The organism is Streptomyces sp. NPDC003247, assembly GCF_042888135.1.
Taxonomy (GTDB): domain Bacteria; phylum Actinomycetota; class Actinomycetes; order Streptomycetales; family Streptomycetaceae; genus Streptomyces.
Map to the genome: position 1 here is coordinate 590,428 of NZ_JBIAPF010000005.1, position 23,944 is coordinate 614,371.

21 protein-coding genes are annotated in these 23,944 nt (G+C 74.0%); 13 read left to right on the forward strand and 8 right to left on the reverse strand.

From position 1 onward, the window contains the following. The first annotated feature begins 760 nt into the window (after positions 1-760). From ACFYWQ_RS20210 to ACFYWQ_RS20230, 5 genes are all read left to right on the forward strand, one after another. Positions 761-1,894: an ROK family transcriptional regulator gene (locus ACFYWQ_RS20210; RefSeq protein WP_389518180.1), complete on the forward strand. Its 1,134-nt coding sequence runs from the start codon at positions 761-763 to the stop codon at positions 1,892-1,894. Positions 1,895-2,168: 274 nt separating this feature from the next. Further along, positions 2,169-3,488, forward strand: a complete 1,320-nt coding sequence (locus ACFYWQ_RS20215; protein WP_389518181.1) for an ABC transporter substrate-binding protein — start codon at positions 2,169-2,171, stop codon at positions 3,486-3,488. 47 nt (positions 3,489-3,535) lie between these two features. Beyond that, positions 3,536-4,513 (forward strand): carbohydrate ABC transporter permease, encoded by a 978-nt coding sequence (locus tag ACFYWQ_RS20220; protein WP_389518182.1) that lies wholly within the window; start codon positions 3,536-3,538, stop codon positions 4,511-4,513. An 18-nt stretch (positions 4,514-4,531) separates the two neighbouring features. Continuing rightward, positions 4,532-5,419, forward strand: coding sequence for a carbohydrate ABC transporter permease (locus tag ACFYWQ_RS20225; RefSeq protein ID WP_389518183.1), 888 nt, complete (start codon positions 4,532-4,534; stop codon positions 5,417-5,419). Positions 5,420-5,427: 8 nt separating this feature from the next. Further along, positions 5,428-7,254, forward strand: coding sequence for a hypothetical protein (locus tag ACFYWQ_RS20230; protein WP_389518184.1), 1,827 nt, complete (start codon positions 5,428-5,430; stop codon positions 7,252-7,254). A gap of 56 nt (positions 7,255-7,310) precedes the next feature. Here the strand turns inward: ACFYWQ_RS20230 and ACFYWQ_RS20235 are convergent, their stop codons facing one another. Together ACFYWQ_RS20235 and ACFYWQ_RS20240 are read right to left on the reverse strand one after the other, a co-directional pair. Then, a complete protein-coding gene (locus tag ACFYWQ_RS20235) occupies positions 7,311-7,922 on the reverse strand; it encodes a hypothetical protein (protein WP_389518185.1) in 612 nt (203 codons plus the stop codon). Further along, positions 7,858-8,568, reverse strand: a complete 711-nt coding sequence (locus tag ACFYWQ_RS20240; RefSeq protein WP_389518186.1) for a nucleoside/nucleotide kinase family protein — start codon at positions 8,566-8,568, stop codon at positions 7,858-7,860. The genes ACFYWQ_RS20235 and ACFYWQ_RS20240 overlap by 65 nt, the downstream gene beginning before the upstream one ends. Before the next feature lie 173 nt (positions 8,569-8,741). Between ACFYWQ_RS20240 and ACFYWQ_RS20245 the strand changes: the two genes are divergently transcribed. The 5 genes from ACFYWQ_RS20245 (at position 8,742) to prcB (ending at position 15,333) form a co-directional block, all read left to right on the forward strand. Continuing rightward, a complete protein-coding gene (locus ACFYWQ_RS20245; RefSeq protein WP_389518187.1) occupies positions 8,742-9,494 on the forward strand; it encodes a beta-phosphoglucomutase family hydrolase in 753 nt (250 codons plus the stop codon). Further along, on the forward strand, positions 9,491-11,833 hold the full coding sequence (locus tag ACFYWQ_RS20250) for a glycoside hydrolase family 65 protein (protein WP_389518188.1): 2,343 nt from the start codon (positions 9,491-9,493) through the stop codon (positions 11,831-11,833). The genes ACFYWQ_RS20245 and ACFYWQ_RS20250 overlap by 4 nt, the downstream gene beginning before the upstream one ends. 126 nt (positions 11,834-11,959) lie before the next feature. After that, the gene (locus tag ACFYWQ_RS20255) at positions 11,960-13,456 is read left to right on the forward strand and encodes a hypothetical protein (RefSeq protein ID WP_389518189.1); all 1,497 of its coding nucleotides are present in this window, start codon (positions 11,960-11,962) and stop codon (positions 13,454-13,456) included. Continuing rightward, positions 13,453-14,397, forward strand: a complete 945-nt coding sequence (locus ACFYWQ_RS20260; RefSeq protein ID WP_389518190.1) for a lysylphosphatidylglycerol synthase domain-containing protein — start codon at positions 13,453-13,455, stop codon at positions 14,395-14,397. Before ACFYWQ_RS20255 ends, ACFYWQ_RS20260 begins: the two co-directional genes overlap by 4 nt. Positions 14,398-14,472: 75 nt before the next feature. Continuing rightward, entirely contained in the window at positions 14,473-15,333 is an 861-nt protein-coding gene (prcB, locus tag ACFYWQ_RS20265) for a proteasome subunit beta (protein WP_389518191.1), read from the forward strand. A 114-nt stretch (positions 15,334-15,447) separates the two neighbouring features. Here prcB and ACFYWQ_RS20270 read toward each other — a convergent pair whose 3' ends face one another. After that, positions 15,448-16,245, reverse strand: a complete 798-nt coding sequence (locus tag ACFYWQ_RS20270) for a Type 1 glutamine amidotransferase-like domain-containing protein (RefSeq protein WP_389518192.1) — start codon at positions 16,243-16,245, stop codon at positions 15,448-15,450. 114 nt (positions 16,246-16,359) lie between these two features. On the opposite strand from ACFYWQ_RS20270, the gene ACFYWQ_RS20275 reads away from it, so the two are divergent. After that, complete coding sequence (locus ACFYWQ_RS20275) at positions 16,360-16,833, forward strand: DUF5709 domain-containing protein (protein ID WP_389518193.1); 474 nt, start codon at positions 16,360-16,362, stop codon at positions 16,831-16,833. Positions 16,834-16,870: 37 nt separating this feature from the next. Here the strand turns inward: ACFYWQ_RS20275 and sthA are convergent, their stop codons facing one another. Next, positions 16,871-18,274, reverse strand: a complete 1,404-nt coding sequence (gene sthA, locus ACFYWQ_RS20280) for a Si-specific NAD(P)(+) transhydrogenase (RefSeq protein WP_389518194.1) — start codon at positions 18,272-18,274, stop codon at positions 16,871-16,873. Between the two features lie 74 nt (positions 18,275-18,348). Continuing rightward, positions 18,349-18,555 (reverse strand): hypothetical protein, encoded by a 207-nt coding sequence (locus ACFYWQ_RS20285; protein WP_385068197.1) that lies wholly within the window; start codon positions 18,553-18,555, stop codon positions 18,349-18,351. A 475-nt stretch (positions 18,556-19,030) separates the two neighbouring features. Between ACFYWQ_RS20285 and ACFYWQ_RS20290 the strand changes: the two genes are divergently transcribed. Continuing rightward, complete coding sequence (locus tag ACFYWQ_RS20290; RefSeq protein WP_389518195.1) at positions 19,031-19,309, forward strand: GlsB/YeaQ/YmgE family stress response membrane protein; 279 nt, start codon at positions 19,031-19,033, stop codon at positions 19,307-19,309. Between the two features lie 30 nt (positions 19,310-19,339). On the opposite strand, the gene ACFYWQ_RS20295 is transcribed toward ACFYWQ_RS20290, so the two are convergent. The 3 genes from ACFYWQ_RS20295 to ACFYWQ_RS20305 form a co-directional block, all read right to left on the reverse strand. Next, positions 19,340-20,224: a Gfo/Idh/MocA family protein gene (locus tag ACFYWQ_RS20295; RefSeq protein WP_389518196.1), complete on the reverse strand. Its 885-nt coding sequence runs from the start codon at positions 20,222-20,224 to the stop codon at positions 19,340-19,342. A 392-nt stretch (positions 20,225-20,616) separates the two neighbouring features. Continuing rightward, positions 20,617-20,847 (reverse strand): hypothetical protein, encoded by a 231-nt coding sequence (locus tag ACFYWQ_RS20300; RefSeq protein ID WP_389518197.1) that lies wholly within the window; start codon positions 20,845-20,847, stop codon positions 20,617-20,619. A gap of 94 nt (positions 20,848-20,941) precedes the next feature. Beyond that, positions 20,942-22,306 carry a diaminopimelate decarboxylase gene (locus tag ACFYWQ_RS20305; protein WP_389518339.1) on the reverse strand — a complete coding sequence of 455 codons (1,365 nt, stop codon included), beginning with the start codon at positions 22,304-22,306 and terminating at the stop codon, positions 20,942-20,944. A gap of 300 nt (positions 22,307-22,606) precedes the next feature. Here ACFYWQ_RS20305 and ACFYWQ_RS20310 point away from each other — a divergent pair, with 300 nt between their 5' ends. Further along, positions 22,607-23,539 carry an alpha/beta hydrolase gene (locus tag ACFYWQ_RS20310; protein ID WP_389518198.1) on the forward strand — a complete coding sequence of 311 codons (933 nt, stop codon included), beginning with the start codon at positions 22,607-22,609 and terminating at the stop codon, positions 23,537-23,539. Positions 23,540-23,944 lie beyond the last annotated feature (405 nt).

A 23,944-nucleotide genomic window follows, 5' to 3' on the forward strand; every position in this document is an offset into this window, starting at 1 on the left:
GGGAGCGGGGGAGGACGCGCGGACCGGTGCGGGTCCGGCGGCCACGGCAGTCGGTGAGCCGAGCCGCGCGGTGCGCCCGAGCGAAGATCTACGGCCAGGCCGTGTCCCGTCGGGGAGGGCACGGCGACCGTGGTGCGTCCTGCGGGTGAACGGGGATCGCGGGTTCACAGGAACTGCCTGCGGGCCGGTGGGGGGCGACCACGGGGGCGGGCCCGCCCCTCTCCCGTCGGAGGTGGCCGCGAGCGGGGTGGGCCGCACCGCGGCTTGATCCGCGTGCGGGAGCCGCGCGGTCGTGATCCGTGAGGCTGCCGCCGCCGTGTGGCCGTGCGGCGGCGGCCCCGCGCGGGCGTCGCGCCGGGCCGCGGCGGCGGGCGAGCCGCGCCTGCGAACGAGGAGTCGACCGTGCCGGGACACCAGGAGTGAACCGCGCCTGGAAGACCGGGAGTCGAGAAGTCGGGGAAGCCCCGGGACGGGCCTCGGACGGAGTACGGCAGGCGAGTACCGTGACGTTCGTTAGGAAGTTAACTAACGAAGTACAGTGCGTCAAGAGTCGTCACGCGGCCGGTCGTCCGACCTGTCGTCGAGGGAGCGCGAGGGAGCGCAACGGGAGCGCAACGGGAGCGCGACGGCGTGGCGCCCGGGCCCACCGCCGCCGTCCCGCGCGGGGCGTCGGCCCGGGAGCACCGTCGCCGCGTCCCGCACGGGCCGTCGACCCGGGAGCGCGGCCCCTGACCCGAGTGGGGGAACTGTGGAACACGACGTGGCAAGAGCCCCCCGCCTGACCGAGAGCGCGGGTGCGGTGTTCGCCGTGCTGGCCGGGGCGGGCAGCGCGACCCGGCCGCAGCTCGCGAGCCTGGCGGGCCTGTCCAAGCCGACGGTGTCCTCCGCCGTCGCGGAACTGGAGGGCGCCCGGCTCGCCGCCCACTCCGGCACCGCCTCCAGCGGCACGGGCCGCTCGGCGGCCGTCTACCGGCTGGGGCCGGCCGCCGGGGCCGTGCTCGCCGTCGACCTCGGACCCGCCCTCACCCGGGTGCGCGGCTGCGCCCTGGACGGCACCCCGCTCGCCGAGGCCACCGGCTCCCGGGCGGACGCCGCCGACGTCGTACGCCGGGCGCTCGGCGCGCTGCCCGGCGGCGCCCCGCTGCGGACCATCGTCGTCGCCGTCGGCGACGTCACCGCGCGGGGCGAGGGCGGCACCGGGACGCGCCCCGCGACCGCCAAGGCCGGTCCCGTCTTCGACGCCGTGGCCGTCGCGCTGCCGTCCGGCGTCCCCGTCCACGTCGAGAACAACGTCAACTGCGCCGCGCTCGCGGAACTGCACGAGGGCGCGGCCCGCGGCCGGTCCACCTTCGGCTACCTGCGGATCGGCGTGGGCGTCGGCCTCGGCATCGTCGTCGGGGGGCGGGTGCTGCGCGGGGCCAACGGCGCCGCCGGGGAACTGGCCCGGCTGCCCTACCCGTGGGCCGAGGGCAGCGAGCCCCGCCGCGAGGCCCTGGAGGAGTACATCGGTGAGCGCTCCCTGGTGCGGCGGGCCGCCGAGGCCTGGCGGGACGGCGACGGGCCGTGCCCGCGCACCGCCGAGCGGGTGTTCGCGCTCGCCCGGCAGGGGCGGCCCGCGGCCCGCGCGGTCATCGACCGCCACGCCGTGGACGTGGGCCGGCTCGCCGCCGCCGTGACCGCCGTACTGGATCCGGGGCTGATCGTGCTGGGCGGCAGCACCGGCGCCGACCCGCGGCTCCTGCCCGGCGTGCGGGCCGAGCTGGACCGGCTGAGCTGGCCCACCGAGGTGGTCAGCAGCACGGTGGGGGAGCTGGGCACCGTCGTCGGCGCGGCGCGGCTCGCGGTGGCCCGGGGAGTCCAAAACGTGACCCGGGCGGCGAGGGCGGAGGATTGACGGCTTCGGACTCGGTCTGCCAATGTCCGGACAAGCGCTTTCTAAGCCGGTCGGGACACCGGCTTGGGGTGAGCGTCCCGCCCGTACCGGAGGTACGGCAGCCGCGCGAGGGCGTGCTCGCGTGACGACGGCCAGGACGGCCGGGGATCCCCACCCATGAGGACGGCGCGGCCGGGCGAGGCCGCACCCCCGGAAGGCGCCCTTCCGAGCAGAACGTGCCCGAGCCGCCGCGACCGGCCGGGAAATCCGTCACGCACCTTCCAGGGAGGACCCGGTGGGTCACCACTTCTCGCGCAGAACCCTTCTCCGCACCGCGAGCGGTCTCGCCGCCGCCGGCGCGCTGAGCGCCTGTGCCGGCGGTACCGGCGCCGGCACCACCAGCGACAAGCTGACGATGATCTGGTGGGGCAGCGACGAGCGCCACGCGGCCTACAAGAAGGCGCTCGCCACCTTCCAGAAGGACAACCCGAAGATCGAGGTCCAGGAGACCTACTCCGGGTACGACGGCTACTTCGACAAGTTCAACACCAACGTCGCCGGCGGCAGCGCACCGGACCTGATGCAGATGGACACCGCGCTGGTCGCCCAGTACGCCCGCAAGGGTGTCCTCGCCCCGCTCGACTCCTACGTCGGCAAGACCCTCGACCTCACCGGCTTCTCCACGACGCTCCTGGCCGCCGGCACCGTCGACGGCAAGCTCTACGGCGTCCCCTCCGGCATCGGCGTCAACCAGCTCACCGTTAACCGCAGCGGCCTGGAGGCCCTGGGCCTTGAGCTGCCGGACCGCGAGTGGACCTGGGCGGACCTCAAGGACGTCGCCCAGCAGGTGTACAAGAAGAGCGGCGGCAAGACCTACGGCGTCGACGACGGCGGCGGCTCCACCCTCCAGTGCTTCGAGATCTTCGCCCGGGAGAAGGGCCAGACCTTCTTCTCCGACGACGGCAAGAAGCTCGGCTTCACCTCCGACACCCTCCAGGAGTGGTGGGAGTTCTGGGCCGGGATGCGCAAGGCCAACGCCTCCCCGCCGCCGGCGATCACCTCCGCCGCCCACAACGACCTCACCAAGAACGCTGTCGTCATCGGCAAGGCCCTGTTCACCTTCGACTCCGGCGTCTACGGCGCGGGCGGCTCCATCACCGACGCCCAGCTGGACTTCCTGCCCACCCCGCAGGGCGACTTCTCCGGAGCCCGCGAGGGCAACTTCGTCAACGGCGGTGTGCTGCTCAGCGCCACCAGGACGAGCAAGAAGATCGGCGACTCCGTCCAGATCATGTCGTTCTTCGCGCAGGACGAGACCGCCATCAAGGACATGCAGCTGCTGCGCGGCATCCCGCCCACGGACAAGGCCCGCACCCTGATCGCCTCGGGCCTGTCCGAGACGGACAAGCTGAACATGGAGAACGCCGACTACATCTCCCAGCGCGTGGCCAAGGCCACGAACGCCCTGCCCGCTCCGGTTCCCCCGCCGCAGGGCGCCGACCAGATCTGGGACCTGCTGTTCCAGTCCAACCTCGCGGTGGCCTTCGGCAAGAAGTCCGTCAAGGCCCAGCTGGGCGAGTTCTTCGACCAGGCGGCCGGAATCCTGGCCGAGTAGGCCGCAGCGCACGTCAGCACACCGGGAGAGGGGCCAGGGAGATGAGTATGACCACCGCGAAGACCGACCGGGTCGTCGAGGAGCCGCCCGCCGGGGCGACGCCGTCCGACCCGCGGGAGCGCGACCGGATGCGCCGCCGCCTCGCCAGACGGCGGGGCGGGGGATGGTGGCCGTACCTCTTCCTGGCCCCCTGGTTCGTCGGCCTGTTCGGGCTGACGATCTACCCGATGCTCGACTCGCTGTACCTGTCCTTCACCAAGTTCGACCTGCTGACCCCACCGGAGTGGGCCGGCACCCGGAACTACGAGAAGATGTTCGCCGACGACCCGGTCTTCTGGGACTCGGTGCACGCCACCCTCGTGTACGTCGCCGTCTCCGTCCCCCTGAAGCTCGCGCTCGCGCTGGGCGTGGCGATGCTCCTCAACCGCGACCTGAAGGGCATCGGCCTGTACCGGGCCGCCTTCTACCTGCCGTCGCTGCTGGGCGGCGCGGTGGCCGTCGCCATCGTGTGGCGGCAGGTCTTCGGCGGTGACGGCCTGTTCAACGACTTCCTCGCCTGGTTCGGCATCGAGGGCCAGGACTGGATCTCCAGCCCCGACAGCGCGCTCTACACGCTCGTGCTGCTGGCCGTCTGGCAGTTCGGCACCCCGATGGTCATCTTCCTCGCCGGCCTCAAGCAACTGCCGAAGGACGTGTACGAGGCGGCCGCGATCGACGGCGTCACCCCCGTCACCCGGTTCTTCAGGATCACCCTGCCGCTGCTGACCCCGATCGTGTTCTTCAACGTCGTCCTTCAGATCATCGACGCCTTCAAGACCTTCACCCCGGCCTTCGTGGTCAGCAACGGCTCGGGCGGACCGCTCAACTCGACCATGCTGTACTCCCTCTACCTGTACAAGAAGGGCTTCACCGACCTCCAGATGGGATACGCCTCGGCGCTGGCCTGGGTGCTGTTCCTGGTCATCGCGGGCTTCACGGCGGTCAACTTCATCGCCGGCCGCTACTGGGTCCACTACGACGACTGAGCGAGGAGTCCTCACCCCATGTCCGCCATCACCCCGGCCCGCACCCCGAAGTCCCCGCTGCACCGGTTGCGTTCGGCCACCGGCTCGCGCCGTATCCTCCTCCACACCCTGCTCGTCGGCGTCGCGGTCGTCATGCTGTACCCGCTGCTGTGGATGCTCAGCAGCTCCTTCAAGCCCGACACCGAGATCTTCACCCACCCCGGACTCGTCCCGAACGCGCTGCGCCCGGAGAACTACTCCGAGGGCTGGAGCGGCTCCGGCAACTCCTTCTCCCTCTACATCACCAACTCGCTGATCGTCACCATCGGCGCGGTGATCGGCAACGTGATCTCCTGCTCGCTGGCCGCCTACGCCTTCGCGCGCTTCGAGTTCCGCGGCAGGAAGATCTGGTTCGGCCTGATGCTCGGCACGCTCATGCTGCCCACCCAGGCCGTCCTGATCCCGCAGTACACGATCTTCTACAACCTGACCTGGATCAACACCTACCTGCCGCTGATCGTGCCGAAGTTCCTCGCGGTGGACGCCTTCTTCATCTTCCTGATGGTGCAGTTCATCCGCTCCATCCCGCGCGAACTGGACCAGGCGGCCATGATGGACGGCGCCAACCCGTTGCAGATCTACTGGAAGATCATCCTGCCGCTGATGAAGCCGGCCCTGGTCACCACCACGATCTTCACCTTCATCTGGACCTACGACGACTTCCTCCACCAGCTCGTCTACCTCCAGCAGAACGACAAGTTCACCGTCCCCCTCGGCCTGACCCTCTTCCTCGACCAGACCAGCGGCTCCTCCTACGGCGCGATGTTCGCCATGTCGACACTCGCGCTCCTGCCCACGCTCATCTGCTTCCTCGTCTTCCAGAAGAGGCTGGTCGAAGGCCTGGCGACCTCCGGTATGAAGGGCTGATCCGCGACATGCACCTGCCCCACCAGCGCGGCCCGCTGCACGACCTCCCCGACACCCCCGAGGCGTACGACGCCGTCCTCGCCGACGTCACCGAGCAGGCCCTCGCCCGGCTCACGCCCGAGGGCAACCTCGAACACCCCGACTGCGTCGACGACATCGGCGACACCTCCCTCGGCATCACCTCCCTGCTGGCCCTGGCCTGGCAGCGCACCCGGGACCCGCGGCTGCCCGAGGCGGTCCGCCGCAGCCTCGCCTTCCACCTGCGCGAGCGGGTCTACCGGGACGACAACGCCGGCTACCCCAACCTCAGGGTGCGCGCCTCCGGCCTGCCGTACGCCCGCTACACCCTGGCGGCCGGAGCCCACCCCATCGGCGACTGGCCGAGCACGGTGTGGGCGCTGCTCCAGGCGGTGAACGTCCTCGACACGGCCGACGGCCTGGTCGACGACGACCTGCGCGCGGAACTGCTGGAGGTGGCGCACGGCTACTGGCGCCGGCTGACCGAGGCGACCTTCTTCAACCCGCAGCACGCGGGCAACCAGGCCATCGGCTGCGTGGTGGGCGGCCTGATGCTCGCGCGCCGGCTCCCGCCCGCGCAGGGCGCACCGGTCCGCGCGCGGGCGATGGCGCTCTACCGCGACGAGATCCGGGCGCACCGCGTCCGCGACCGGGGCGCCCTGCTGCCCCCCGAGCACGGCGGCGCCTACGACAACAACTACGGCCCGATCTCCCTGTCCTTCCTGGCCCAGGCCCACCGGATCAGCGGCGAGGACGTCTTCGCCGAGGACGGCGACGCGCTCGCCCGCTACATCGACGCCCGTCTGACGGGCGGCGGCTTCGACATCGGCGGCCCCCGCTACAGCGAACAGCACTCCGCCTTCGAGTCGGTCCTCGGCCTGCGCTACTTCAGCCACCGCATCGGCTCCGACCTGGGCCGCTACCGGGGCGACACCCGCTGGGGACGGCACGCGGTCAAGGCGGACGGCGGCGTCGACGGACACTTCGCGTGGATGCTGGTCTGGCAGGTCCAGGACGCCACGCGCTGGCACCGGGAGCCGTCCACCACGGCCACGCGGCACCAACTGCGGGCCGGCACGGTCTCCGTCGCCTTCGACGACCGGATGACCCCGGCCGTGGTCGAGGCGGGCGGCACCTACTACCTCCCCGCCGCCGTCGACCGCCGGCACGGCTTCGGCCCCGTCACCGACGGCTTCCTGCTGTGCCGTCCCATGGGCGAGGTCCGCGTCCGCGACGTCCGCGCCGACGGCCTGGCCGCCAAGCTGGTCACCCAGCCCGTGGTCGGCCGCGACCACGTCCTGCGCCATGTGCGCTCCCTGTACGTCACCGACGGCGCGGCCCTGTGGACGACGGTGGCCGTGGAACGCCTCGACGGCACGCCGTACCTGCTGGCCGGGATGCCGTACGCCGAGGACGACGGCGACCGGGTGCGGCGCACGGCCCGGGGGGCGGTCGCCTCGGCCGGCGCGCTGCGCCTGACGCACCCCGACCTGACGGGCCCGGACCACTTCGACGCCCGCGCCGACCTCACCCAGGAGCAGGCCGCCTTCGCCCTCGCCGCCGACCCGCGCGGCTACGGCGACCCCGACGAGGGCTGGAAGCACCTGGTCAGCTCCACGGCCCTGGAGGCCGGCCCGGTCCCGGACGCGCCGGAGGACCTGCACGTGTTCGCGGTGCGGTACGGCTCGCGGGAGCCACTGGCGGTGTCCGTCGCGTGGGGCGAGGAGGGGCTGACCGTACGGACGGACGCCTTCACCGCCGTACTCGGGGACGACGACGCGTACGGCGAGCCGGAGTTGACGCTGCGCGGGGCCTGAGCGGGCGCGGGCGTCGCCCCCTGGCGAGGACCCGAGCGACCCGGTGCCGGGGCGCGTCACACGTGCAGCGCCAGCAGCCCCCAGCCGCGCCGCGCCGCCCCGTCGACCAGGTCCGCCCATTGTCCCAGCAGCGCCGCGAACTCCTCGAAGTCCGCGATCCAGCCCCCCGGCCGGGAAGCATGGGCGTCGTACGCCTCGCGCAGACCTGTGAGCAAGGGTGCTGCTCGGTTCCAGTGGGCGGCCAGCGCGGTGACGGCGGGCGGGGGAACCAGGAGTTGCAGGCTGGGCCGCCAGGGCTCCGGGTCCGAGGGGAAGACGCCGGCGGCCGTCTCGCCGTCCTCGTCGTCGTCGCCCCACCAGATCAGCCCGCCGAGAAAGCCGTCCAGCGCCTCCCGGAGCGCGGGGTCGGCGAACCCCCGGACGGTGTCCCAGCCGTTCGCCGCCCAGAAGTGCGGCTTGTACGAGCCGAGCGTGCCGCGGAACTCGTAGCGTCCGCTCCACGGCACCTCGGGTGACGCCGGTATCACCCAGCCCGTTCGGGGGCCGGCCGGCCCGTCGGTGTCGTCGTCCGGGCAATCCGCCTCGTACAGCACCGCGAGCCGCTCAGCCGCCGGTGTCCGCTCCAACTCCGCCCAGTCCAGCCCCAGTACGGTGATGTCCAGCCCCATGCGGCCACCCTACGACGTCCCGCACCACCAGGTCGGCCCGCTCCCGGGTCGTCGCGACGAGGTCGGCGTTGCGCTGGTCGGTGCCCCGCACCCAGGCCACCGCCTCCTCGTGCGCCTTGCCGAACTCCTCGTGCCGGGCGACCAGCCGGCGGACGCGTTCCTCCTCGGCCGTCTCGCAGAACCACACCTCGTCCAGCTCGGGCCGCACCCGCGCCCACGCGCCCGTCCCCAGCAGCAGGTAGTTGCCCTCCGTGACCACGAGCCGGGCCGTCGGCGGCACCGGCACCGCGCCCGCGAGGGGCTGCTCCAGGACCCGTTCGAAGCCGGGCGCGTACACGATGTCGTCGCCCCCCGCCTCCTCACGCAGCCGGCGCAGCAGGGCCGCGTACCCGGCGGCGTCGAAGGTGTCGGGCGCGCCCTTGCGGCCGCGGCGGCCGAGCCGGTCGAGCTCGGCGTCGGCGAGGTGGAAGCCGTCCATCGGGACGTGCGCCACCCACGGCTCCCCGGTGCCGTTCAGCTCCCGCACCAACTGCTCGGCGAGGGTCGTCTTGCCGGCGCCGGGGCCGCCGGCGATGCCGAGGAGGGCGCGCCGGCCGTCCGGGACCAGGGAACGCGCGCGCCGGAGCAGATCGTCGAAGGTGAGCACGGAGCAGAGTGTCGCAGCCCGGACGGGGACCCGGACGGGGAGGGGAGGACAGAGACCGGTCTCCGCGCCCCGATCACCCGCCGGGCCGACCCCGCGCGACTGACACACCGTCACCGTCCGGTGTGGCGCGCGCCACACCGTTGGGCGCCCTCGTGCGGGGGAACCGGTCCTGTATGACGACGACGCTCGGACTCCCGGACACCATCCAGGCCTGCCTCTTCGACCTCGACGGGGTCGTCACCAGGACGGCGGTGGTGCACGCGGCCGCCTGGAAGGAGACGTTCGACGCGTTCCTGCGCGAACGGGAGGGCGAGGACTTCCGGCCGTTCGACAGCTCCGGCGACTACGACGAGTACGTCGACGGCCGCCCGCGCGCCGACGGCGTCCGCACCTTCCTCGCCTCCCGCGGCATCCACCTGCCCGAGGGCGGACCCGGCGACCCGCCGGACGCCGCGACCGTCCACGGCCTCGGCAACCGCAAGAACGAACTGCTGCTGGAGAAGATCCGCACCCAGGGCGTCCAGGCCTACGACGGCACCCTGCGCTACCTGGAGGCCGTCCGCGCGGCGGGCCTGCGCACCGCGATCGTCTCCTCCAGCGCCAACACCCGGGACGTGCTGCGCTCGATCGGCGCCGAGGACCTCTTCGAGGTGCGCGTCGACGGCGTGGTCGCCGCCGAGCGCGGACTGCCGGGCAAGCCGCACCCCGACACCTTCCTGGCCGCCGCCCGCGACCTCGGTGTCGAACCGTCCCGCGCCGCCGTCTTCGAGGACGCGCTGGCCGGCATGGACGCGGGGCGCTCCGGGCACTTCGGATACGTCGTCGGCGTCGACCGGACGGGTCAGGCCGACGCCCTGTACGCACACGGCGCGGACGTCGTCGTGAAGGACCTGGCCGACCTGGCCGGAACGGGGGGACACGCTTGATCACCGACCGGTCCTACGCCGTCGACCCCTGGTGCGTGCGCGAGACGCACCTCGACCTCGACGTCCTCGCCCAGAGCGAGTCGGTGTTCGCCCTGTCCAACGGGCACGTCGGCTGGCGCGGCAACCTCGACGAGGGCGAACCCCACGGCCTGCCCGGCTCCTACCTCAACGGCCTGTACGAGCTGCACCCGCTGCCCTACGCGGAAGCCGGGTACGGCTACCCGGAGTCCGGCCAGACCGTCATCAACGTCACCAACGGCAAGGTCCTCCGGCTGCTCGTCGACGACGAGCCGTTCGACCTGCGCTACGGGCGCCTCGTCTCCCACGAGCGCGTCCTGGACCTGCGCCGGGGCGTGCTGGAGCGGACCTGTGAATGGACCTCGCCGGCCGGCACCACGGTCCGGGTGCGCTCGACACGGCTGGTCTCCCTCACCCAGCGGGCCGTCGCCGCCGTCGCCTACGAGGTGGAGGCCGTCGGCAGCCGCTCCCGGGTCGTCATCCAGTCGGAGCTGGTCGCCAACGAGAGCATCCCGGAGCCGAACGGCGACCCGCGCGCGGCCCGCGCCCTGAAGTCACCGCTGGAACCGGAGGAGGACACCACCTCGGGCCACCGCCTGCGCCTGGTGCACCGGACCCGGCGCAGCGGCCTGCGCGTCGCCGTCGCCGCCGACCACACCGTCACCGGCCCCGAACGCACCACCACCGACAGCGAGAGCAACGTCGACGTGGCCCGGCTGACCGTCACCTCCGTGCTGGAGCCGGGCGAGAGGCTGAGGGTGGAGAAGCTCGTCGCGCACGGCTGGTCCGGCGCCCGGTCCCGGCCCGCGATGAGCGACCAGGTGGAGGCGGCGCTCGCGGCAGCCGGACACAGCGGCTGGCAGGGCCTCCTCGACGACCAGCGGGCCTACCTCGACGACTTCTGGGCGCGCGCCGACGTCGAGGTCGACGGCGACGAGGAGATCCAGCAGGCCGTCCGCTTCGCCCTCTTCCACGTCCTCCAGGCCGGCGCCCGCGCCGAGCAGCGCGCCATACCGGCCAAGGGGCTGACCGGCTCCGGCTACGACGGCCACGCCTTCTGGGACACCGAGACCTTCGTGCTGCCCCTGCTCACCTACACCGCCCCCGAGGCCGTCTCCGAAGCGCTGCGCTGGCGGCAGAACACCCTGCCCGCCGCCCGCGAGCGCGCCGCCCAACTCGGCCTCCAAGGCGCCGCGTTCCCCTGGCGCACCATCGAGGGCTCGGAGGGCTCCGCCTACTGGCCGGCCGGCACGGCCGCCTTCCACGTCAACGCCGACATCGCCGACGCCGTGGTCCGCTACGTCGCGGCGACCGGCGACACCCTCTTCGAACGGGACACGGGCGTCGAACTGCTGGTGGAGACGGCCCGCCTGTGGCGCTCCCTCGGCCACCACGACGCGCACGGCGTCTTCCACCTCGACGGCGTCACCGGCCCCGACGAGTACAGCGCCGTCGCCGACGACAACCTGTACACCAACCTCATGGCCCGGCAGAACCTGCTCGCCGCCGCCGACGTCGTCGAACGCCATCCCGAGCGGGCCGCGGCGCTCGGCGTCGACCCGGAGGAGAGCGCGTCCTGGCGGGACGCCGCGCAGGCGGTGGCCGTCCCCTACAACGACGAACTCGGCGTGCACGAACAGCACGCGGGCTTCACCCGCTACCAGCGCTGGGACTTCGACGGCACCCGCCCCGACCAGTACCCCCTGCTGCTGCACTTCCCCTACTTCGACCTGTACCGCAAGCAGGTGGTCAAGCAGGCGGACCTGGTCCTGGCGATGTACACCTGCGGCAGCTTCTTCGACGAGGAGCAGATCGCCCGCAACTTCGCCTACTACGAGCCGCTGACCGTCCGCGACTCCTCCCTGTCGGCGTGCTGCCAGGCCGTCGTCGCCGCCCGGGCCGGCCATCTCGGCCTGGCCTACGACTACACCGTCGAGGCCGCCCTGATGGACCTGGCGGACCTGGAGCACAACACCCGCGACGGTCTGCACATCGCCTCCCTCGCCGGCACCTGGACGGCACTGGTCGCCGGGTTCGGCGGGCTGCGCCGCGACGGCGACCGCCTGAGCTTCGCCCCCCGCCTGCCGGAACGGTTCGGCCGCCTCGCCTTCTCCCTCCAGATCCTCGGCCGCCGCCTGCACGTCGAGGTCGGCCCGGACAAGGCCACCTACACCCTGCTCTCCGGCCCGCCCCTGACGATCGGCCACCACGGCACCCGGGTGCGTCTCAACGGGGACGGCCCGGCCGTACGGGACATCCCGCCGGCGCCGGAGCGCCCGGCGCCCGAGCAGCCCCCGCACCGCCGCCCCAACGCCCGCTGACGGCCGGCGTCGGCCGGCCGGCCCAGCCCCGCCCTGCGGGTCCGTCCCCCTCGGGTTACTTTGGCCGTGTTTTCAACGGTTCTGCGGTTTCTCCGGTTCTCCGGCTCCGGACCCAAGGGGTGGACGATGGCCCACGGCACGAACGTCACGCTCGTCGGCGCGCGACGGGGCACCCCGGCGGCCGGGCCCGGCAACTCCTGGCGCACGCGCGGCGCGTGGCTGCTCACCGCCGTGGCCGCCGCCTTCACCGTCGCCCAGCTGGTCCTCGTCCGGCCCGGTCTGGGCCTCGGCTGGGACGAGACCGTGTACGTCAGCCAGAACAGCGCACAGGCGCCCCCGGCGTTCTTCAGCGCCCCGCGCGCCCGGGGCGTCTCCCTGCTGGTCGCGCCGATCACGACCTGGTCGACCTCCACCGCACTGCTCCGCGTCTACCTCGCGCTGCTGTCCGGCCTCGGCCTCCTGCTGGCCCTGCGCGTCTGGCGCGGCTTCTTCCCGGCCCGCGTGCTCGCCGCCGCCGGCGCCCTCTTCGCCTCCCTGTGGGTGACGCTGTTCTACGGCCCGGCCGCCATGCCCAACCTCTGGGTCGCCCTGGGCGCCCTCGCCTGCGCCGGCTGCTGTCTGCGCGTCCGCGCGGACCACCGGGACCGGGCCGCGCCGTGGGGCGTCGCCGCGGGCGCCGCGCTCATGGCGTGGATGCGGCCCACCGACGCCGTGTGGATCTCTCTGCCGCTGCTCGCCTGGGCGGTGGCGGGCCGCAGGGCGCGCCTCGGACTCGTCCTCCTGGCGGGGCTCGCGACGGGCGTCGGACAGTGGGTGATCGAGGCCCACCTCGCCTTCGGCGGGCTCACCGAGCGGCTGTCCGAGGGATCCCGCGTCCAGGGCGGGCTCGGCTGGAACATCGCCGTGGACGACCAGTTGCGCGGCCTGGTCGGCCGGACCCTGTGCCGCCCCTGCACCGGCCCCCTGCCGCACCCGGCCGTCACCGCGTGGTGGTGCCTCCTGCCGGTCCTCGCCGCCGCCGGTCTCGCGATCGCGGTTCGCGCCCGGCGCACCGCCCCCACCCTGCTTCCGCTGGCCTGCGCCACGACCGCCGCCCTGCCCTACCTGTTCCTGATCGGCTACGCGGCACCGCGCTTCCTGCTCCCCGCGTACCTCCTGCTCGCCATCCCGGTCGCCGACGCCCTGTTCCACCTGGTCACCAGGGCCGACGGCCGGTGCCGCCCGGTCGCCGCCGCCCTGGTCGCGGTGGGCCTGGCCGGGCACTTGGCGGTGCAGTACGCCGTCCTGCACCGCACCGTGGACCGCACCGCCGCCGACCGCCGCGACTGGAGCCGCACTGCCGCCGACCTGCACCGGCTGGGCGTCCGCCCGCCCTGTCTGCTCACCGGGACCGACGCCGTCCCCGTCGCCTTCTACACCGGCTGCTCCTCGGCCAACCCGCGCGGGCACAACGCCAACGCGACCGAGGCGGGCATCCTGGGCACCGCCCGCCGGATCCCGACCGCCGCCCTCTCCCGCCCCGGCGGCCCGCCGCCGCCCTACGCCCGGGACTGGGAGCGCCACCCCTCCGCCGGTCTCGACCTGCGCCTCGCGCCCCCGCCCCGCGCGAACGGACCGGCATGACGTCCGGGCACGTCCTCGTCGCGGCGGCCCGCAAGGGCCCCTACTGGCAGACCGCCCTCACCCTCGCCGTCCTCGCAGCCGCCGGCTGGCTGGCGGGCCGGCACTGGCCCGTCCTGGAGACCGGTGCCCGGCGGCTCGCGGTCGCCGACCAGGGCTGGCTGCTGGCCGGGGCGGCCGCCGCCTGCGCCACCTGGCCGTGCGCGGCCCTCGCCCAGCAGGGATCCGTGCTCCGGCCGCTGCCGGCGGGCCGGCTGGTGGCCGCGCAGTTCGCCGCCTCCGCCGCCAACCAGGTCCTGCCCGCCGGGCTCGGAGCCGGCGCCGTCACCCTGCGCTTCCTCATGCGGTGCGGACTGCCCGCCGGCCGCGCGGCGACCGCCGTGGGGGTCAAGGCCACGGCCGGCGGGGTGGCGCGCGCCGCCCTCGTCGCCGTCCTCGCCGCCGCCTGCCCGGGCCTGCCGCGGATCCCGCACGACGGGCACGCCGGGACGGCCGGCGCCTGCGCGGCCCTCGGCGCCTGCCTCCTCGCGGCAGGCCTCCTGCGGCCGCGGTGCCGGCGGATCGTGGCCGGGGTGACGGCCGACATCCGGGCCGTGCACGCGCTGCCGCGGCGGGCGGCCGCCCTGTGGGGCGGTTCAGCGGCGTTCGCCGCGCTGCACGCGTGCGTACTGATCGCCGTCACCCGGGCCGTCGCGCTGCCCCTGCCCGCGGCGCGGGTCGCGCTGCTCTACCTCGCCGCGAGCGGCGCGGCCGCCCTGCTGCCCACACCGGGCGGACTCGGCCCACTGGACGCGGCGCTCGCCTTCGCGCTGGCGGCCACCACCGGCGCGCCCGCCTCCGCGGCCGCCTCCGCGGTGCTCGGCTACCGGCTCCTGACCGTCTGGCTGCCGCTGCTGCCCGGCCTGCTGGTGCTCGGCGTCCTGGTCCGCCGCGGGACGCTCTGACCCGGGCCCGGGTTTCCCGGCCGCCGGCACCTGGTAGGAGTCCGGTGGCCGGTCCGGCGGACGAGGGGGAGTGCCATGGCAGGGAACGACCACGGCGGGCGGCTGGGGGAGGAGTTCTTCACCCCGGGCACCTCGTCCTTCACCGACTTCCTCGCGGCGCACCGCCCGGAGCTGCTGAGCACGCGCCGCATCCTCCCCGACGGCGTACGGGCCGCGCCGGACCGGGTGCCGCACGGCACCACCGTGCTCGCCCTCGCCTTCCGCGACGGCGTGCTGCTCGCCGGCGACCGCAGGGCCACCATGGGCAACCTCATCGCCCAGCGCGACCTGGAGAAGGTGTACCCCGCCGACGACCACACCGCCGTCGCCTTCGCCGGCACCGTGGGACTGGCGCTGGACCTGGTGAAGCTCTACCAGGTCGAGCTGGCGCACTTCGAGAAGATCGAGGGCACCGCGATGAGCCTCGGCGCCAAGGCGCGCCGCCTGGCCGGAATGATCCGGCAGAACCTCGGCCAGGCCATGCAGGGCCTCGCCGTGGTCCCCCTCCTCACCGGCTACGACCCCGCCGCGCCCGAGGGCCGGCGCGGCCGCATCTTCTCCTTCGACCTGACCGGCGGCCTGTACGAGAAGCGGGACTTCCACGCCGAGGGCTCCGGTTCGCCGTACGCGCGGGGCGCGTTGAAGAAGCTCTACCGCAGGGACATGGACCGGCGCGAGGCGGTCCTCGCCGCCCTCCAGGCGCTGTGGGACGCGGCCGACGACGACTCCGCGACCGGCGGCCCCGACCTCAGCCGGCGGATCTTCCCCGTCGTCTCGGTCATCACCGAGGACGGCTTCGAGCGGCTCTCCGAGCCGGAGACGGAGGAGCTGAGCCGCGAAACGGCCGCCCAGCGCCGCACCCGCCCGGACGGCCCCAACGCCGACCCCGCCCGATGACCGCGACACCGTGACCTCTAGGGGCGGCTCGTCACCCACACGACCCGAACACCCCGCGCTCCCCACTGGAGAACCGGCTACCGGCCACCGGTTACCGGCCGCGCCGATCACCGGTCACCGGCCGTGTGGGACGAGCCGGTGTTCGCCGTCGACGGGCACTTCGGTGGTGCCGCCCCGTCCGTCCGGCTCCACCCGGTAGACCCGGGCCCCCGCCGTCCGGGCGACCGTCTCCGTCAGGACGCCGTCCGCGAACAGCGCGCCCGCCCCGTCGTCCAGGGCCCACCCGGCGGAGAGGGCGTGCGTGGCGACGGCCCGCCGGTAGGAGGGGCGACGGCCCGGTTCGCTGTCGTAGTGCGGGCAGACAGAGCCGGGCAGCAGGCCCAGTCCGTCCGGCAGGAAGGTCAGCGGACCGAAGGAGTCGGTGTGCGAGCCCTCCGCCCAGCAGTTGGCGCCCGCGCTGATGCCGCACAACAAGGTCCCCCGGTCGCAGGCCTCGCCGAGCAGCCGGTCCACGCCATGGGCGCGCCACACCGCGAGCAGGTTGGCCGTGTTGCCGCCGCCCACGTACACCACGTCCTGTTCCAGCAGGAAGGAACGCAGGGCCCGGTCGTCGAGTTCTCGCCGGAACAGCCGCAGCACGGAGGGCTCGCAGGCCCGGGGCCGGAAGGCCGCCAGGAACCTGTCGACGTAGCCCTCGGCGTCGCCGCTGGCCGTCGGCACGAAGCAGACCTTCGGGCGCGGCGCGCCCGCCCGGCCGAGCACCCAGTCGTCGAGCAGACCGTCGCCGTCGGTGGAGAAGCCTCCGCCGAGGAGGGCTATGCGTCGTGAGCCGGGGCCGGGGCCGGGGCCGGGGCCGGGGCGGGTGGGCGCGGGTGCGTGCCCGGCTGTGCCCGGCTGGTGGGGGAAGGGCATGGGCCATTGTCGGTCGGCCGTCGGCACGGCTCCGCGGCGGGTCCGCGGGGTTGGGGTGTGCGTGGCGGGATACGCGGACGGGGACAGCGCGACGCATCGGCACAGGGAGGATCCATGGGTACGGAGCCCGAGACGACGGGGGACGACGTCCACCAGCCCACCGGCACCAACGAGGAGCAGGAGGACGCCGCTCCTCTCGACCTCCAGGACGCCGTCGGCGAACGCACCTACGACGACATCCTGGACGAGGGCTACTCCCCGCCGGAGAAGCCGCTCGGCGTCACCAAGTACGGCACCACCGCGGCCGAACAGCACGACGGGGAGACCCTGGACCAGCGCCTCGCGCAGGAGGTCCCGGACGTGACCGGGCCCGCCGGGGACGGGATCGGCGACGTCCCCGGCGGTGAGGGCGAGCCGGTCGACCCGGAGGCGGGCGGGGAGCGCGCCGGCCGTCTGGTCGCCCCCGACGAGGGGGCGCACCCCGACGCCACCAAGGAGGAGATCGCCGAGGACGTCGGCATCGACGCCGGGGCCGCGGGCGCGGAGGAGGCCGCCGTCCACGTGGTGGACGACGACGAGCTGCCCTGAGAGGGGGCCGCCCCCGCCCCGCGGGCGGTGTCCCCGTTCACTCCCCGATGCGGTCCAGCTGACGGAGCCGGTTGGTGGCGTCGAGGGCCGCGACCTTGTAGGACTCGGCGAGCGTCGGGTAGTTGAACACGGCGTCGACGAGGTAGTCGACGGTGCCGCCGAGGCCCATCACGGACTGCCCGATGTGGATCAGTTCGGTCGCGCCCGAGCCGAAGCAGTGCACGCCGAGCAGCGTGCGGTCCGCGGGCGAGACGAGCAGCTTCAGCATGCCGTGCGCGTCCCCGATGATCTGGCCGCGGGCCAGCTCCCGGTAGCGGGCGACGCCCACCTCGAACGGCACCCGCTCCTCGGTGAGCTGGTCCTCCGTCCGTCCCACGAAGCTGATCTCCGGGATCGTGTAGATGCCGATCGGCTGGAGCCGGTGCATCCGCCCGACGGGCTCGCCGCACGCGTGGTAGGCGGCCGCGCGCCCCTGCTCCATCGCCGTCGCGGCGAGCGCCGGGAACCCGATCACGTCTCCGACGGCGTAGATGTGCGGCACCCGCGTGCGGTAGTGCTCGTCCACGGCGATCCGGCCGCGGGCGTCCGCCGCGAGCCCCGCCCGCTCCAGGTCCAGCCCGTCGGTCAGGCCCTGCCGGCCCGCCGAGTACATCACCACGTCCGCGGGGATCTTCTTGCCGCTCTCCAGCACGGTCAGCGCGCCCCGCGGGTGCCGCTCGACGGCGGCGACGGTCTCCCCGAACCGGAAGGTCACCGCCAGGTCCCGCAGGTGGTACTTGAGCGACTCGACGATCTCGACGTCGCACATGTCGAGCATGCCGGCCCGCTTCTCGACCACGGTGACCTTGCTGCCCAGGGCGGCGAACATGGACGCGTACTCCATGCCGATCACGCCCGCGCCGACGATCACCAGGGACCGCGGGACCCGTTCGATGGTCAGGACGTTGTCGGAGTCGAGGATGGTGCGGCCGTCGAACTCCACGCTCTCCGGCCGCGCGGGCCGCGTCCCGGTGGCGATCACGACGTGCTCGGCGGTGACCAGCCGCTCCTGGCCGCCGGCCTCGCCCAGGGCCACCGTGTGTCCGTCGACGAACCGGCCGGTGCCGGTGAACCGGGTGACGTGGTTGCGGGTCAACTGACTGCGTACGACGTCGACCTCACGCCCCAGCACATGCTGGGTCCGCGCGGTCAGGTCGGCGACGGTGATGTCCTCCTTCAGGCGGTAGCTCTGCCCGTAGAGGTCGCGCTGGGTGAGGCCGGTGAGGTAGAGCACCGCCTCGCGCAGGGTCTTGGAGGGGATGGTTCCGGTGTGCAGGGAGACCCCGCCGAGCATGTCGGGGCGGTCGACGACGGCCACACGGCGGCCGAGTTTCGCGGCGGCGATGGCGGCCTTCTGGCCGCCGGGACCTGATCCGAGGACGAGCATGTCGAAGTCGGGCACCCTCCGGAGTCTGACAGCCGGGGGGCTCCCTGCGGAAGGGCGGGAGGGCGGACCGGGGACGGTCCGCCGCACGGTCAGGGCAGCAGCTTCTCGATGGCGGCGGGACCCTCCTCGTCGAGCTTGCGCCGCGCCCATTCCAGGTTGCGCGGGGTGAGGTCCCTGCCCGCCGCGAGCACCATGTCCTCCGGCGACACCTCGGTGCCGGTGCGGCTGTGCAGCAGGTTGTCCGGGGTGGTGCGGTCGGAGGACGGCCGGGAGGCGTCGGGCTGTGAGGTCGACATGATCAGTGCTCCTCGGTCCGGAGGGCTGCTTCGGACCCGGTGCGGTCACCGGGTCCCCTATCACCATTCACCGAGGGAGCGCACCCCGCATCCGGAGACGCCGACACGCCGGGGCACCGGGCCGGAACCGGGAGGCTCCCTCGGGCGCACGAGTACCGCACCGGCCGCGACACAACCCGATCCGGCTCTGCGCGCGCTCGACACGGGCGACGTCCGTCTGCGAGCGATCTCCGTCTGCGACCGATCTCCGTCTGCGACCGATCTCCGTCTGCGAGCGACGTCCGTCCGTCCGACGCGTCGCCTCGCCCCGACCCGCTCGGCGCCCGCGGCGACGCGGTCCGAGGGGGGAGAGACGGCCCGCTTCCCGTGCGGTCACCGGCCGTTGGGAACGACTGGTGGCCTCCGGCAGGTTTGCGGATCCCGTGTCCGTGCATTCGGGAGACGTACACGTTGTCCAAAGGAAAAGGGAGGAACCGTGGGCATCATCGCGTGGATTCTGATAGGCCTGCTCGCCGGTGCCATCGCCAAGCTGCTGCTGCCCGGCAAGGACCCCGGCGGCATCATCGTCACGATGCTCATCGGCGTCGCCGGCGGTCTGCTCGGCGGCTGGCTCGGCAAGGTGATCTTCGGCGTGGACTCGATCGACGGCTTCTTCGACCTGTCCACCTGGGTCGCCGCGATCGTCGGCTCGCTCATCCTGCTCATCCTCTACCGGGCCGTCACCGGCAACCGGCGCTCGCACCGGCACGCCTGACCGGTCGCGGCCACCGCGGACACCGCGACCTCAGCCGAGGCCGCCGGCCGACAGGGCCTCCGCCTCGGCGAGTACCTCGGTGACCCGCAGACCGAACGCCGCGTCGCACGCGTGCGGACGGCCGTCCCGGGCCGCGGCGCCCAGCGCGTCCGCGGCCCGGCCGAGGGCCGAGACGGCGTCCGAGGCGCTCGGCGGGAGCCGCACCACCCCGGCCTCGCCCCGGAGCTCCACGGCCGAGCCCGCCGCCGAGGGCGGAGCCGTCAGACTGAGCGTCAGCGTGCTGGACGCCCCGCCCGCATGGTCCAGGACCAGGTGCACGGTGTCCCCGGGCCCCCGCCCGGCGGCCGACACCCGGCGCACGTCCCCCAGCACCGGAAGCAGCACGGACAGCGCGTGCGGCCCCACGTCCCACAGGGCGCCCTTCTCCCGGCGCCACGGCGTGGCGAACGGGCTGTCCCCCGTGAACACCGCCCCCAGCCACTGCGCGTGCCCCGTGAACCACCCTCCCGCCGACGCCTGTTCGGCGATCCAGGCCTCGGGCTCGGGCAGGAAGCGGGTGGTGAAGAAGACGACCGAGGCGACCCCCGCCTCCCGTACGGCCCGCGCCACCGCCCGTGCCCCCAGCACCGTCGCGGCGACGGGCTTGTCGAGCAGCAGGTGCCGGCCGGCTTCGGCGGCGCGTACCGCGAGGTCCGCCTGGACGTCCGGCGGCAGCGCGACGGCGACCGCGTCCACGTCCGCGATCAGGGCGTCCACGTCGGCGTAGGGCCGGGTGCCGTGGCGCTCGGCCAGTTCCCGGGCGGCGGCGGGGCGGCGGCCCCAGACCCCGACGAGGTCGACACTCCCGTGCGCGCTCAGGGCGGGGGCGTGCACCATCTGCGCCCAGGGGCCCGTGCCGAGCAGACCGATGCGCATGTCGCTGGTTCTCCCTGCTGCCGGAGGAGGTGACGGCCGGTGCCGGGAGCGGCGCCGCCCGCGGGCGAGCCTCGCACACGGGCGGCGCCCGCGGCAGCCCCGGGGCGGCCGGACCTCGGGACGGCTGGACCTCCCGTGGCGGCCGGACTTCCCGTGGCGGCGGGACTTCCCGTGGCGGCGGGACTTCCCGTGGCGGCGGGACTTCCCGGGGCGGCGGGACTTCCCGGGGCGGCGGGACTTCCCGGGACGGCCGGACCTCCCATGCCGGTCAGGACGTCCGTGGCCGGTCAGGCGGCCCGGGGGTTCCAGGTGCCCCTGGCGGGCAGGCGGCCTCCGAGCTCCGGTGTCCGTGGCGGGTCAGGCGGCCCTGGGGCTCCGGTGTCCGTGGACGGTCAGGCCGCCCGGGGCTCCGGGTGTCCGTCGTCCGTCGCCGGTTCCCCGCTCCCGGCGGGGTTCCGGACCAGGCGCAGGTGCCGCCTGCGGGCGGCATGCCGCGGCCCCGCCGGGGCAGGGTCGGACAGACGGTCCTCGACGCGGTCCATGACCACCAGCAGCGCGGACATCAGCGGCAGCAGCAGAACGGCGACCCACAGCACGGTGTTCTCCTCGTCAGGCGACACCACCCGGGTGCTCCGAATCGGGCCCGTGATGCCTGTGCCGGGTGCACGCTCGGGCCCGGGAGCGCCGGGAGCGCCGGGACATCGGGTCGTGCGGCCGTCAGGGCAGGGCGGGCGCCGGGAAGCCGGTCAGCAGCGCGTCGGCCTGTTCCAGCCCGCTCTCCACGGAGATCTCCCGCAGCGTCTGCGGCGGGCGGACCGTGGCGAACGTGACGTAGCCGTCCCGCGAAAGGCAGCCGTAAACCCCCGGCCGGGGCAGGCTGTTGTACGCCCAGGGCGCCGAGAAGTAGTAGGCGCCCGTGTCGTGCAGCACGACCAGGTCGCCCTCGGCGAGTTCGGGCAGCGCGCGCTCGTGCGCCACGACGTCCCCGGCGAAGCAGAGCGGCCCGGCGACATCCTGCGGCAGCGGCGGCGTCCGCTTCGGGCTCCCGTCCGGTCCGTGGGCGGACACCCGCAGCGGCCAGGCGCCCGGCATGAGGACCGTGCGGGTGGCGACCTGCCCGCCGGCGTGGGTGAGGGCGATCCGGCGGCCGCCCGCGTCCTTGACGTACTCCACGCGCGCCGCGAGGAAGCCGTTCTTGGCGAGCAGGGAGCGGCCGAACTCGGTGACGAGCCGGTAGCGGCCGTCCAGCAGGGCCGGTTCGGCCGCGGCGAGCGCGGCCACGTACTCGGCGTAGGTGGGGGTGACGGTGTCGTCGGCGAAGTTCACCGGGAGGCCGCCGCCGAGGTCGAGGCTGGTCACCTGCTGGCGGCCGGCCCGGGCGTCGATCTCCTCGGCGAGGCGGTGCAGGGCGGCGAGCCCCTCGGCGATCAGGGGCAGGGGGCATCCCTGCGAGCCGACGTGGGCGTGCAGCCGGGTCAGCCACGGCCGCCGCGCGAAGGCCTCGACGACCCGGGCGCGGGCCCCCGGATCGCGCAGCGCCACACCGAACTTGGAGTGCTCGGTCGCGGTGCTCATCGCTCCGATGGTCCCGCTGCCGACCTGCGGATTGACCCGCAGTCCGACGACGGATGCGCAGTCCGCCGGGCGCAGGGCGTCGACGCGTTCGAGTTCGGCGAGGTTGTCGGCGTTCACCGCGACCCCCAGGGAGAGGGCCTCGCGGAGTTCCGCGCGGGTCTTGGCGGGGGAGTCCAGCACGATTCGCGCCGGGGGGAAGCCGGCGTCGAGCGCCAGCCGCAGCTCCCCCGGGCTCGCCACCTCGCAGCCCATTCCGGCGTCGGCGAGCAGCCGCAGCACCGGCACCAGGGCACACGCCTTGGCCGCGAAGGTGTGCAGCACCTCCGGGACCCCCGCGAACGCCTCGTGCAGCCCGGCGACGCTGCCGCGCACCCCCTGGACGTCGACGAACCCTGCCAGCGGCCGGTCCTCGCCGATCAGCCCTTCGGCCACGGCCCGGCGGAGGACGGACGCCACCCGCACGGCGCCGCCCTCGGCGGTGTCCCGGGCCTCCCGGGTCTCCCGGATCGCCCTGGACTCCTTCGTCTCCTCGCTCCCCTTGCCTTCCTTGTCTTCCTTACCTTCCTTGCTTTCCTTACTGCCCTCGGTCTCCCTGTTCTCCCTGAGGAACGACACGTCCTGGTCTCCTTCGCTGCGGCGGGAACGGGCGGTCCACTCCAGGGTCGCCCCTCCCCGCGCCTCGTCGCGCCGAAGACCGGTGACATTGCCGGTCCCCCGCCACCACGCTGCTCCGACAGTGGCACCTCCAGCCCGCCCACGGCCCCGCCCGACCGGGCGGGGCCGTCGCGACAGAGAGGACGACTCGTCGTGCAGCAGACAGCCCGCACCGGTGCCGCCCACCGCAGGCCCACCGGCTCCCCCCACCACAGGCCCGGCCGGATCGCCGGCCTGGCGGCGGCGATTGCCGCGGTCGTCGGACTCACCACCCTCAGCGGCCCCGGGGCGCAGGCCGCGGACAACCCCTACGAGCGGGGCCCGGCGCCCACCACCGCGAGCATCGAGGCCTCGCGGGGCTCGTACGCCGTCTCGGAGACCTCCGTCTCCTCACTGCTCGTCAGCGGCTTCGGCGGAGGCACCATCTACTACCCGACCAGCACCGCGGACGGCACGTTCGGCGCCATCGCCATCTCCCCGGGCTACACCGCCTACCAGTCCTCGATCGCCTGGCTGGGACCGCGGCTGGCCTCGCAGGGCTTCGTCGTCTTCACCATCGACACGATCACCACGGCCGACCAGCCGGACTCGCGCGGGGACCAGTTGCTCGCCGCCCTGGACTACCTCACCCAGAGCAGCTCCGTCCGCACCCGTGTCGACAGCTCGCGGCTCGGTGTGATGGGCCACTCGATGGGCGGCGGCGGCAGCCTCGAAGCCGCCAAGACCCGCCCCTCCCTCCAGGCCTCGATCCCGCTGACGCCCTGGAACCTCGACAAGACCTGGCCGGAGATCACCACCCCCACCCTGATCGTCGGAGCCGACGGTGACACGGTCGCCCCGGTGGCCAGCCACGCCGAGCCGTTCTACACGTCCCTGCCGTCCTCGCTCGACCGCGCCTACCTGGAGCTGAACAGCGCCACCCACTTCACCCCGAACACGTCGAACACGACGATCGCGAAGTACAGCATCTCGTGGCTGAAGCGGTTCATCGACAACGACACCCGCTACGAGCAGTTCCTGTGCCCGCTGCCCACGGCGAGCCTCACGATCGAGGAGTACCGGGGCAACTGCCCGCACACCTCGTGACGCCGGTCCCGGCACCGGACGAGCGGCGGCCGCGCATCCCGCGCGACCGCCGCTGTCGTTGTGCCCGCGCACGGCCGGGAACAGCCGGCGTTGGGCGGCGGCACAAGCCGCATCCGGTCCGTCACCCGTGAACGCCCAGCTCACCGGCGGCAGGCGCGTCACCCGAGGCGCGGACCCAAGCCTTCCGTCTCTCGTTACGCGTGCGTAACGTCGCGTAAATGACCGGACAGCTGACCGTTCAGGGCGGGTGTGTACGGGCCGTGACAGGCGAACCCGGTTGCGGCCGCACGTGGTTCCTCGATTCCGTGGCGCACGCGTTCTCCTCGGGGGCCGCCGGGACCGCCGGAGCCACTGGAATCGACGGGACCGCCAGAGTCACGGGAGTCACCGGAGCCGCCGGAGGTG